Consider the following 11,855-nt stretch of genomic DNA (forward strand, 5'->3'; position numbering starts at 1 on the left):
CTCAGAGACCAGCCGCCAGGGCTTTGTCGATCATCCAGTCGAGCGACGGGCCGCGGTCGAGCAGCACTTCCACCGGTTGCCCAGCGAGCTTGCTGCTCAGGGTCTGCTCGGGTTCGATCACCACGCGGATATCCGCTGCCAGGCCACCTTCATGCAGGCTGCTGCTGACGATCTTGCCGTAGCGCGGGGTCTCTTCGCCGGCGACCATAAAGCTGGCGCGGCTGCCGATACGGGCCTGGGCAAAGTTGCGGTAAGGGAAGCTCGCCAACACCGTGGCGCGGGTGTTTTGTGGCACCAGTTCGAAGATCACATCGCCCTTGCTGGCGAACTGGCCGTCGGCCACCAGCTGACGTGCCACCTGGCAGTCGCAGGGGCTGGTCAGGGTGCCCTTGACCTGTTTGCCAAACAGGCTTTCGATGTTGGCCGGGCTCAGCTGCTCGTCGTTCAGGTGGCCTTTGAGCATCTCCAGCATGCTGGCGGAGAATGAGGCGATCGGCGCGCCTTTGGCCACGCTGCCATCTGCGCCAATCAGGCTCTGCACCGTGCCTTCACGCGGCATGGTGACCTGCAGACTGGGCACGTTGACCAGAGCTGACTGGGCATGCGTGACGAAGTACAGGCCATACACCGACTTGAAGATAAAACCGAAGGCGGCCAGACCAACCAGAAAAATTGCCAGGCTGAACGTTACGGCTTTTAGGCGGCCCAATACCCCCATGCCTGCATTGCTACTGGTGTTCTTGCGCGCCTTGGTGAAGTTGTCGCGTTGCAAGGTGCTCAGCAGGTCGCCGGCGCTGACCAGCTCACCGCCCAGGTAGGCGCTGATCAGGTGGCGCAGGGTGGCCTGCTCGCGTGGCTTGAGGTTGTGCAGCTGACAGCCGATGCGCTTGCTGTCGCTGTCCACCGAGCGCACCTGAAACTCGATGTCGATACCCAGGTTGAAGCTGTCGAGCTTGAATTGCAGGCGGCCTTTGTGGAAATCACCGATCTGCATCGCCTGCTGGTTGTCGATCACGCTGAAACCACCTGCCGAGATATCGCAGAGCTGTAACTCGACACGCTCACGGCTCTTGTTCAGGTAGTGCACCTGGGCCGGGATCTTCACCCGCGCATGCTGGCGCTGGGCTTCGGACTCATGCACCACGTTGACGTTGACGGCTGTATTCATGCTTGCAAATTCCTGTTCAAAAGGGGCGCGTTCGTCACACCAGCACCAGCAGGGTGGCGACGAATAGACTGGCGGCAGAGAAGGTCATGGCCCGTGAGGACCAGGTGTTGAACCAGCGCTGAAAGCTCACCAGGCCGCGATCAAGCTTGGTGTTCTGACGGGTCCAGGATTGCTGGTCGAGACGGAAGAACACGTAGATCTTCACCAGCGCGCCGACGATCTGGTTGTAATAGAGAATCAGTGGGTAGGCCGGGCCGATGTGGTGCCCGGTGACGCTGAGCAGCAGGGTCAGAATCAGTCGGGTCAGGCCGATCCACAGCAGGTAGGCCAGGAAGAACCCGAGGCCGTATTTGAGGCTGGCGATAATCGCCACGCTCAGGCCGAGCAGGCTGGTCCACATCGACACGCGCTGATCGAACAGCACCAGGCTGGTGAAGCCACCCAGGCGCTGCATGCCAAGGCGCAGGGCGCGGGCGTTCTGCCGCAAGTTGTTGCCATACCAGCGGAACATCAGTTTGCGGCTGGCCTTGATAAAGCTCTTTTCCGGCGGATGCTCGACCGTATTGATCGCCGCATCCGGCACGTAGAAGGTGTCGTAGCCCAGGCGCATCAGGCTGTACCAGCTGGATTTGTCATCGCCAGTGAGAAACTGGAAGCGACCCAGGCGCCAGTGGTCGAGGTGATCGCTTTCCACATCGGCGATAAACGCCGGGTCAGTCACCACTTCGGCGCGGAATACCGACATACGCCCGGTCATGGTCAGCACACGTTTGCTCAGGGCCATCGAGCACATGTTCAGGTGACGCTGGGCGAAGCGCAGCTTGTGCCATTCGCTCATCACATAGCTGCCGCGCACCTCGCAGAACTCATTGGTGGTGAGGCCGCCGACATTGGCGAACAACTTGAACCAGGGCACGGTTTTACGCACCACCCCTGCGCCGAGCACAGTGTCGCCATCGATCACCGCCACTACCGCATCGGCATCCGGCATTTGCCGCGAGATGGCGCGAAAGCCATAGGCCAGGCCATCTCGTTTGCCTGTGCCGGGAATGCGCACGAAGTCCAGGGTGACCTGCTCCGGTGGCTGCATCTGCGCCCAGAGGTTCTTCACCAGCAGCTCATCGGAAAGCTCGACAATGGAGCAGACCACTGTGGTCGGGTAGCCGCAGTCAATTGCTTCGCGGATGACCGAGCGGTACACCTGGGCGGTGGTCAGGGCGTCGATGCGGAAGCTGGTGACCAGCAGAAACACCTGGGAAGGGTCAGCGGATTTGCCGAGCTTGGCGATCTTGCGCCGGTAGTAAGGGAACACCAGATAGAGAAACAGCATGCCGCGCACGAAATGCATGGCACCCATGGAGTAGCGCCAGATACCGACTGCGCCGATCAACAACAGGTAGTCGCGCGACTCGGGGTCGAACACGCTCCTGGGCAATGCCAGCGCCAGCAGCATCAGCAGTGATAAGTAGAACAGCCAGCCAGCGGCCTGGTTGAGGCCGCTTTTCAGCGTGTGGGTTTGCATAAACATATCCATCGTCTGTGCCAGGTAGCCCTGAGCGGCGCTTGGCCGCCCAGGGCTTGCTTCAGCTCACGGCTGCAACCTTTACCAGCAGATGCCTTCGCTGCCGGCGCGCGATGCCGTCGGCATAAAGCCCACCAGGTCGACCACGTGTTTGCCGTGCAGGGTCTGCTGCGCCAGGGGGGCAAAGTGCATGTCGCCGTTGCCCAGCACGATGATGTCGGCGTTATCCACCACGGCATCGAAGTCACTGCTCAGCAGCGAGGACACGTGGGGGATCTTCGACTCGATGTAGTCCTTGTTCGCCCCGTAGACGCGGGCGTACTCGACGTTGCGGTCGAAGATGCTCAGGTCATAACCCTTGCCGATCAGCATTTCCGCCAGCTCCACCAGCGGACTTTCACGCAGGTCATCGGTGCCGGCTTTGAAGCTCAAGCCGAGCAGGGCCACCTTGCGTTTGTCGTAGCTGGCGATGATGTCGAAGGCGTTTTGCACCTGGATGGCGTTGCTGCGCATCAGCGAGCCAATCAACGGTGCATCGACATCCATGGTCCCGGCGCGGTAGGACAGGGCGCGCACATCCTTGGGCAGGCACGAGCCGCCAAAGGCGAAGCCGGGCTTCATGTAGTACTTGGAGAGGTTGAGCTTGTGGTCCTGGCAGATCACCTCCATCACATCGCGGCCGTCGACGCCGGCCGCCTTGGCGATATTGCCGATCTCGTTGGCGAAGGTGACCTTGGTGGCGTGCCAGACGTTGCAGGTGTACTTGATCATCTCGGCGACATCGATGCTCTTGCGGATGATCGGCGCATCCAGCTCGCTGTAGATGCTTTCCAGCAGGTCGCCTGAGGCCTGATCCAGTTCACCGATCACCGTCATGGGCGGGAAGTCGTAATCCTTGATCGCGGTGCTTTCGCGCAAAAACTCTGGGTTTACCGCCAGGCCGAAGTCGACCCCGGCCTGCTTGCCCGAACAGTCCTGCAAGATCGGCAGTACCACGTTCTTGGCAGTGCCCGGTAGCACAGTGCTACGTACCACCACAGTATGCCGTTCGATTTTGTCGCGCATGGCCAGACCGATTTCGCGGCATACACCCTCTATGTAATTGAGCTCCAGATCTCCGTTCTTTTTGCTCGGCGTGCCCACGCAGATAAATGACACATCGCTGTTCAGCACTGCATCGGTCACATCGGTGGTGCCGCGCAAATTTCCCGAAGCCAGCCCCTGTTGCAGCAGTTCTTCCAGGCCCGGTTCGACTATTGGCGATTTGCCATTGTTAATCAGATCAATCTTGCTGGCGGAAACATCCACGCCGATCACTTGGTGACCGCGCGCCGATAAACAACCTGCACATACTGCCCCGACATAACCTAAACCGAAGATGCTAATTCGCATCGCATTTACCTCGTTCATTTATTAAGTAATCAAGTAGTGGTTATTGGCCACAGTTGTTCGTTAGTTCTGCACGAGTAAGTGCTGAGCTAATCCAGGCATAAGAGTTGGTTGGCAACTTAAAGCCGTTGCCGGCGTCGGGCTGTATAGCATGCACGCCCGTTCTAATTGTCTTGCCAGTGGCTTGGTAGGCTCTGGCATGAGGTTTTTCAGTGAGTCGTGAAAAAGTTGATAGTTCCTCCTTGGATTTTTCGTAACTTTCTTGCGGGTGAACTTATGCGCCGGACAATGGGCCGGGATTAATCGCAGATATATTCATGCGGAAGTTACATGAAGAAAAACATCGTGTTCGCTATGAGTCCGATGTTTTTATGATGGTTCCTGCCGTTCGTCATCTTTTGCAATGAAATGAGAACTGCTTGGTAGTTGCACTTTGATAGCACGTTGCAGTTGTGTGGCGAGTAACTCGCGCGGTGTTTATAGGCGCGAAAAAGTTCCATGGAGAAGTTTCAACTTGATAAAGCTGACTGTTTGATTAGGTCGTGGCGACGGCGACAAATAGCGGGAGGCGGGCCGTTTACGGGCCCGCAGGGGAGGCGGGAGGTTAATCTTGGGGATGGTCGCGAAGGAAAACCAGGGTGTCGGTTTTCGAGTTTTCGGCCGAAAAGCGGTAGCCCTCATAGGTGAAATCCTTGAGGCCGGCCGGATCGGTCAGGCGCTCCTTGATGACATAACGTGCCATCAGGCCACGGGCTTTTTTCGCGTAGAAACTGATGATCTTGTACTGACCGTTCTTCAGGTCCTTGAACTCGGTGTCGATGATCCGCGCATTCAGCGTCTTGCGTTTCACCGCGCTGAAGTATTCGTTGGACGCCAGGTTGAGCAGCACATCGTCGCCCTGAGCGGCCAGCGCCTCATTCAACCAGCCGCTGATGCGCTCGCCCCAGAAGGCATAGAGATCCTTGCCGCGCGGGTTAGCCAGTTTGGTACCCATTTCCAGGCGGTAGGGCTGCATCAGGTCGAGCGGGCGCAGTACGCCGTACAGGCCGGAAAGCATGCGCAGGTGGGTTTGCGCGAAATCGAAGTCGGCTTCGCTGAAATCCTCGGCGTTAAGCCCGGTGTACACGTCGCCCTTGAACGCCAGCAGCGCCTGCTTGGCGTTGGACGGATTGAACGGCCGTTCCCAGCTGCCGAAACGCGCAGCATTCAGGCCGGCGAGTTTATCCGAGAGGTGCATCAGCTCGGCGATCTGCGCCGGGGTGAAGTCGCGCAGTTGCTGGATCAGGTCCTGGGCGTGGTCGAGGTGTTCGGGCTGGGTAAAGCGCGGGGTCGCAGGCGGCGTCTCGTAATCGAGGGTCTTGGCCGGGGAAATCACCATCAACATAAGCTGTGCTCCTGAAAGTCTGCGGCGATTCTAGAAGCTGCCGGCGCTTGAGACTACCTATAAGGCCGATTGAGGCGCTTGACCCAGGGGCCGCCACGGGGTTGTAGTTTGCCCAGGTCGATCTCTCAAGGAGCTGTCATGACCGCCTGCAATCATTCGCGCTGGGAACCGTCCCACGATTATCGCCCGCTGGAAACCACCGCAGAACGCCAGGCCTGGCGGGTTGCCGCGCTGACCGGGGGGACCATGCTGGTGGAAATTGTCGCCGGCTATGCATTCAACTCCATGGCCTTGCTCGCCGATGGCTGGCATATGGCTTCGCATATGCTCGCCATCGGTCTGACTGCGCTGGCCTACCTGCTGGCGCGGCGCTATGCCCAGGACCCACGCTTTGCCTTTGGCACCTGGAAGGTCGAGGTGCTGGCGGGGTTTGCCAGTTCGCTGATGTTGTTGGTTGTAGTGGCGATGCTGGCGTTCGAGTCGCTGTGGCGGCTGTGGCAGCCCCAGGTGATCACCTTTGATATGGCGCTGTGGGTCGCCGTCGTTGGCCTGTTGGTCAACCTGACTTCTGCCTGGCTGCTGCGTGATAGCCATGATCACGCACATGGGCAAGGCCATAGCCACGCCGCAGAGCATGCTCATGCCGATCACGATCACGATCACGATCACGATCACGATCACGCTGTAGCGCCTGCGGGCAAGGATCTTAATCGCCACGCCGCCTTTATCCATGTACTAGCCGATGCGCTGACCTCGGTGGCGGCTATTGTCGCGCTGTTGGGCGGCTTGCTGCTGGGCTGGGATTGGCTCGACCCGCTGATGGGCGTGATCGGTGCGGTGATCATCGCGGTGTGGGCCAAGGGGTTGCTGATCGAAACCGGCAAGGTGTTGCTCGATCGCGAGATGGACAGTCCGGTGGTCGAGCGCGTGCGCAGCGCCTTGGCCGAGGAGGCAGACACTGAGCTGGCCGACCTGCACCTATGGCGCGTTGGCCGGGCGCAGTTCGCCTGCATTGTCAGCGTGGTGACCCATGGTGACGGCTCGGCGGATCGCTACAAGGCTCGGCTGGCGGGGATTGCGGAGCTGGTGCATGTGACCGTGGAGGTCAATCGCTGTGCCGATGAGCACAGGGTGGAGCGGGGCTGAATGGAAAAATCTGCCTGGCTCGAAAGCCAGTGGGACTTCCGACTTTAACGGCGCTTGCGTGGTGCGCCAAGCGCTATTTGTCGCTCCGATAAATAAACCTGAAAAACTCAAAAAATACGTTTTTCTGTCATCTGAATTGGAGTATCTAAAAGGCAAGACCGCCGAACCCTGCAGACAGGTGGCGGCCATTGGCCCTCACCTTTTTGCAGCCTTCTCAGCCCCGGCACTGAGGAGTCGACGGCCCCTCCGCGGCGCAGACTCGCCCCTGCGTTGCTTGGCTACTACAAGAAGGTGACCGAGTATGGATGACCACGGACGCTCCAAGCCCACCGCCCCAACCCTGTACGCCCTCGACACCAATGTGCTGATCCACGACCCCAACGCGCTGCTGAATTTTCAGGAGCACCACGTTGCAATTCCCATGACCGTACTGGAGGAACTGGACAAGCTTAAAACCGGCAAACAGGGCGTGGCCGCCGAGTGCCGCCAAGCCATTCGTCTGATCGACAAGATTCTCGGCAGCGCCAACCCGGAAGAGGTGGAGCACGGCGTAGCTATCCAGCGTGACAAGAGCGGCCCTTGTGGGTTTCTCTCAATCCTTATGAGCAAGAGCGCCAGCCCGGTCACCTGGCTGCCGGAGGACCTCAACGACAACAAGATCATCAACCAGCTGGTCGAGCTGAAGTCCCGCCGCCCCGGTCTCAACGTGGTGCTGGTGACCAAAGACATCAACATGCGCCTGAAGGCGCGCGCTTGTGGCATCGATTCCGAGGATTACCACACCGACCAACTGGTCGACGACGTCTCCTTGCTGTCGCAGGGCTATCACAACATGGACGGCTCCTTCTGGGACCGCGTGAACAAGGTGGAAACCCGTCAGGATCACGGCCGTACCTGGCACCGCGTACAACTCACCGACAACCTGCCGGCGGTGCACGTCAACGAGTTCATCATCGACGAGCAGGGTTTTGTTGGCTGGATCAAGGGCATCAAGCACGGCGAACTGCTGATCCTCGACATGCACCAGGAACCCTTGATGCACCAGGAGGCCTGGGGCCTGCGCCCGCGGGATATTTACCAGTCACTGGCGCTGTTTGCCTTGCTAGATCCGGACATTCACCTGGTCAACCTGTCCGGCGCGGCCGGTTCCGGTAAAACCATCCTGGCCCTGGCGGCGGCCATCGAACAGACCATGGTCAGCAAGCGTTATCGGCGCATTATCGCCACCCGTAGCGTGCAGGGGCTGGATCAGGAGATCGGCTTTCTGCCCGGCACCGAAGCCGAGAAGATGGAACCCTGGCTTGGCGCGATTACCGACAACCTCGAAGCCCTGCATATGGACGACGAGAACACCCATGGCAGCGTCGACTACATCCTGCAAAAGGTCCCGCTGCAGTTCAAATCCCTCAACTACATCCGTGGCCGTAGCTTCCAGCAGAGCCTGATCCTGATCGACGAATGCCAGAACCTGACCCCGCACCAGATGAAAACCATCATCACCCGTGCCGGCAGCGGTTCGAAAGTGGTGTGCCTGGGTAACCTGGCGCAGATCGATACGCCTTATCTGTCGGCGCCCAGTTCGGGCCTGACCTACCTGACGGAGCGCTTCAAAGACTTCGAGCATGGCGTGCATATCACCCTGCAAGGTGTGCCGCGCTCGATCCTCGCCGAGTACGCCGAAACCCATATGTAACCCTTATCACGCTCGCCCAGCAGGCCGTCATGGCTGCTGGGCCGGGTGTCGCCGTAACCTCCCGTCTGAATCCCCTGGCATTCACGGGTGCCGAAACCTGACCCGTGGGTTTACAATCGTCGGACACTTGCCTGGAGCCTGTCCGTGTTAACCCATCTCGATTCCCAAGGCCGCGCCAACATGGTCGATGTCAGCGATAAAGCCCTGACCGTCCGTGAAGCCGTGGCTGAAGCCCGGGTGCGCATGCGCCCGCAAACCCTGCAGATGATTGCCCAGGGCGATCACCCCAAAGGCGATGTGTTCGCCGTGGCACGTATCGCCGGCATTCAGGCGGCGAAGAAAACCTGCGATCTGATTCCGCTGTGCCACCCGCTGATGCTCACCAGCGTCAAGGTCGAACTGACGCCTGAAGGCGCGGATGCCGTGCGCATCACCGCGCGCTGCAAGCTGACCGGGCAGACCGGCGTGGAAATGGAAGCCCTGACCGCAGCTAGTGTTGCCGCGCTGACCATCTATGACATGTGTAAGGCGGTGGATCGCGGCATGGTGATCGAAAGCGTGCGCCTGCTGGAGAAGGTCGGCGGCAAAAGTGGCCACTTCAAGGCCGAGGACGAAGCATGATCCGCGTGCAGTATTTCGCCCGTTACCGCGAAGCCCTCGGCCTGGATGGTGAGCAGCTGAGTGGTGAGTTCGCCAGCCTCGATCAACTGCGCCAGCACCTGCTGAGTCGCGGCGGGGTGTGGGATGTGCTGGCCGAACAGAACCTGATGTGTGCGCGCAATCAGGAGCTTTGCAGCTTGGATGAGCCATTGGCGGCCGGCGATGAAGTGGCGTTTTTCCCTACCGTCACCGGAGGCTGAGTATGGCCATCCGCGTCCAGTCGCAACCCTTCGATCCGGGCGTTGAGCTTAACGCCCTGCATGCCGCCAACCTGGGTATCGGCGCGGTGGTCAGCTTTGTCGGCTATGTGCGCGACTTCAACGAAGGGCGCGAAGTCGGCGGCATGTTTCTCGAACACTTTCCCGGCATGACCGAAAAAGCCCTGAGCAAGATTGCCGAGGAGGCCGCCCAGCGCTGGCCGCTGCTGGGTATCGAGATCATCCACCGCATCGGTCGCCTGGAGCCCGGCGAGCCAATCGTCTTCGTCGGCACCACCAGTGCTCACCGCCAGGCAGCCTTCGATGCCTGTAACTTCGTCATGGATTATCTGAAAACCCGCGCGCCGTTCTGGAAGAAGGAAGACACCGCCGAAGGCCCGCGCTGGGTCGAAGGGCGCTGCTCCGACCAGGCTGCAGCTGAGCGCTGGAAACAACAACCTTAAGCGCATTGTGCATGCGTCGCCTGTGCTGATATTTCAGTCGCAGTGATGGCTTTTGCCCGGTTGACGATTTGTACATATAAGTCCAATATGGAATTTAAAGTATAAATCGAGACTGGCATATGACCCGTCCATGCGTGCTACCCAGCCATCGCTTCTCGCTCAGGTGCAAACCTGACGCGTCTTTCTTCTGTCTTGCAGCAACCGTCGTTGCCCGCTCGCACTGCGCAGTGATGCCAGGCGGCGTGGGCCTGTCCCTCCCTTAGCAGGAATCCACAGCATGAAGAAAATCGTCCTGGCGGGCGGCATCGCCCTGAGTTTGATCACCTCCAGTCTGTTCGCCGCAGACAAACCCTTGCGCCTGGGTATCGAGGCTGCGTATCCACCGTTTGCCTATAAAGAAGCCAGCGGGCAGATCGCCGGTTTTGATGTGGATATCGGCAACGCCCTGTGCGCCGAAATGAAGACCGACTGCCAATGGGTCGAACAGGAGTTCGATGGCCTGATCCCCTCGCTCAAGGTGAAGAAGGTCGATGCCATTCTGTCGTCCATGACCATCACCGATGACCGGCGCAAATCGGTGGATTTCACCGGCAAGTACTACTACAGCCCGGCGCGCCTGGTAATGAAGGCCGGCAGTGAGGTCGCCGCCGATTTCAGCAACCTAAAAGGCAAGCGCATCGGCGTGCAGCGCTCGACCACCACCGACCGTTTCGCCAGCGAAGTGCTGGCCGCGCAAGGGGTTGAAGTGGTGCGCTACAGCTCGCAGAACGAGATCTACCTGGACCTGATTTCCGCGCGTCTGGACGGCACCCTGGCCGACGCCATTCCGGTGGATGAAGGCTTTCTGAAAACCGACAACGGCAAGGGCTTCGCCTTCGTTGGCCCGGCGTTTACTGATCCGAAGTACTTTGGTGAAGGTGCCGGCATCGCTGTGCGCAGGGGCGACGCTGAACTGCTCGGCAAGCTGAATGCCGCTATCCAGGCGATTCGCGCCAGCGGCGAGTACCAGAAGATTCAGGACCGGTACTTCACCTTCGATATATACGGCGACTGATTCAGTCGGGGATAAAGAAAGCCGCGCAGTGCGCGGCTTTTTGCTGCTTATGTGTGCTTGGATACACCCAGTTGCTCCAACATTAAATGGCGTCCAGCCAGTTATTGTTGTGGCTGAGCCTGGTCGGGGTAAGCTTCGCGGCAGAGCCCCCGCCCTGCGCAAGAATTCTAAATGGCAGCCTCGAATAAGGAACGCGCCTCTATGGCTTCCCCTGATAAACAGCAAAAACGTGCCCAACGAGCCAAAACCAAGGCTAAGCAGAACCGTTCGGGCAAGCTCAAGACCAATGTTGTTCACCCATTGCTGGCCAATCCGCTGATCAACGAGCCGTTCGATGATGTGGAAATCGACCTGAGCACCTTCGATTTCAAAGACATCGAAGAGAACGGTTTCGATCCGGCGCACTTCGACGACCTGTTCCAGGCGATGAAGGTCGGCGAAGGCATCAGTCTGTTAGCAATGTGCCTGATATTCCTGCAATACCCGGTGTTGGAGTTGGTGGTCGCGGAGGAAGCGGAGGACGCGGCCACGGACTTTATGATGGGGCTGCTGATTGTCTATCGCGGGATCTTCCACGATGAAGACGAAGATACCGCCGTGGAGTGGATCGGCAGCGACGCCTTCCAGCATGCCTATAACGAAGCATCAATGATTCTGCAGAAGAAAAACGCTCGCGGCATTCCAGGCGCCCGTACTTAGTTGCAAAGGCGTGACCGGCTCACGCCTGCGACAGGCGTCCGCGTATCTGCGTGCCGAGTAAATCAATAAGCCACCACAGCAGCAGGCCAGGTAGTAGAGCGATTGCAAGCAGATGCAGGCGCCCGAGAAACAGGGCGATGAAAATTGCTGACTGCGTCCAGGTATTACCAAAGGCCTGGGCGAAAACCACGCAGCTGAAATAGGCCGCAAGCATAGCCAGTAGTACAAAGCAGGCCGCCCGCCAGCGGCGACTTTTCAGCACTCTGCTGAGGGCGGCGTAGAGCAAGATGCTGGGCAGCGAGTGCAGCAGGATTTCCAGCAGCGGGTAATCGACATCGATTAAAAATGGCCATTCCAGCGTGAGGCGCTGGTTGCGCAGTTCGCCGGTAACGGCGCAGATAAACAGCCCAGCAACCAAGGGAATGCCCAGCGTCTGGATGGTTGCGAGGATAAAACCGAGAAAGCGTTGCATGTCTGGC

At 59.2% G+C, this 11,855-nt stretch carries 12 protein-coding genes; 7 read left to right on the top strand and 5 right to left on the bottom strand.

What is annotated here, in order from left to right; translation table 11 throughout:
• Position 1 precedes the first annotated feature (1 nt).
• The 4 genes from ACIN8IBEIGE_RS03125 to yaaA form a co-directional block, all read right to left on the bottom strand.
• Positions 2–1,168, bottom strand: a complete 1,167-nt coding sequence (locus ACIN8IBEIGE_RS03125) for an alginate biosynthesis protein Alg44 (protein ID WP_160013374.1) — start codon at positions 1,166–1,168, stop codon at positions 2–4.
• A gap of 34 nt (positions 1,169–1,202) precedes the next feature.
• On the bottom strand, positions 1,203–2,690 hold the full coding sequence (alg8, locus tag ACIN8IBEIGE_RS03130) for a mannuronan synthase (RefSeq protein WP_256665025.1): 1,488 nt from the start codon (positions 2,688–2,690) through the stop codon (positions 1,203–1,205).
• Between the two features lie 81 nt (positions 2,691–2,771).
• A complete protein-coding gene (locus ACIN8IBEIGE_RS03135) occupies positions 2,772–4,082 on the bottom strand; it encodes a nucleotide sugar dehydrogenase (RefSeq protein ID WP_160013376.1) in 1,311 nt (436 codons plus the stop codon).
• 601 nt (positions 4,083–4,683) lie between these two features.
• Positions 4,684–5,463, bottom strand: a complete 780-nt coding sequence (yaaA, locus tag ACIN8IBEIGE_RS03140) for a peroxide stress protein YaaA (protein WP_160013377.1) — start codon at positions 5,461–5,463, stop codon at positions 4,684–4,686.
• Positions 5,464–5,601: 138 nt separating this feature from the next.
• On the opposite strand from yaaA, the gene dmeF reads away from it, so the two are divergent.
• From dmeF to ACIN8IBEIGE_RS03175, 7 genes are all read left to right on the top strand, one after another.
• Complete coding sequence (gene dmeF / locus ACIN8IBEIGE_RS03145; RefSeq protein WP_160013378.1) at positions 5,602–6,609, top strand: CDF family Co(II)/Ni(II) efflux transporter DmeF; 1,008 nt, start codon at positions 5,602–5,604, stop codon at positions 6,607–6,609.
• 301 nt (positions 6,610–6,910) lie between these two features.
• On the top strand, positions 6,911–8,302 hold the full coding sequence (locus tag ACIN8IBEIGE_RS03150) for a PhoH family protein (protein WP_090376488.1): 1,392 nt from the start codon (positions 6,911–6,913) through the stop codon (positions 8,300–8,302).
• Between the two features lie 144 nt (positions 8,303–8,446).
• A complete protein-coding gene (moaC, locus tag ACIN8IBEIGE_RS03155; RefSeq protein ID WP_160013379.1) occupies positions 8,447–8,923 on the top strand; it encodes a cyclic pyranopterin monophosphate synthase MoaC in 477 nt (158 codons plus the stop codon).
• Positions 8,920–9,162, top strand: coding sequence for a MoaD/ThiS family protein (locus tag ACIN8IBEIGE_RS03160; protein WP_160013380.1), 243 nt, complete (start codon positions 8,920–8,922; stop codon positions 9,160–9,162). The genes moaC and ACIN8IBEIGE_RS03160 overlap by 4 nt, the downstream gene beginning before the upstream one ends.
• A 2-nt stretch (positions 9,163–9,164) precedes the next feature.
• The gene (moaE, locus tag ACIN8IBEIGE_RS03165) at positions 9,165–9,623 is read left to right on the top strand and encodes a molybdopterin synthase catalytic subunit MoaE (RefSeq protein WP_160013381.1); all 459 of its coding nucleotides are present in this window, start codon (positions 9,165–9,167) and stop codon (positions 9,621–9,623) included.
• 277 nt (positions 9,624–9,900) lie between these two features.
• A complete protein-coding gene (locus ACIN8IBEIGE_RS03170; RefSeq protein ID WP_160013382.1) occupies positions 9,901–10,677 on the top strand; it encodes an ABC transporter substrate-binding protein in 777 nt (258 codons plus the stop codon).
• Positions 10,678–10,878: 201 nt separating this feature from the next.
• Positions 10,879–11,376, top strand: a complete 498-nt coding sequence (locus ACIN8IBEIGE_RS03175; protein WP_090376476.1) for a hypothetical protein — start codon at positions 10,879–10,881, stop codon at positions 11,374–11,376.
• Positions 11,377–11,395: 19 nt separating this feature from the next.
• On the opposite strand, the gene ACIN8IBEIGE_RS03180 is transcribed toward ACIN8IBEIGE_RS03175, so the two are convergent.
• Positions 11,396–11,848 (bottom strand): hypothetical protein, encoded by a 453-nt coding sequence (locus tag ACIN8IBEIGE_RS03180; RefSeq protein WP_160013383.1) that lies wholly within the window; start codon positions 11,846–11,848, stop codon positions 11,396–11,398.
• Positions 11,849–11,855 lie beyond the last annotated feature (7 nt).

The sequence above is a fragment of the Pseudomonas sp. 8BK genome (genome assembly GCF_902506475.1).
GTDB classification, from domain to species: Bacteria; Pseudomonadota; Gammaproteobacteria; order Pseudomonadales; family Pseudomonadaceae; genus Aquipseudomonas; species Aquipseudomonas anguilliseptica.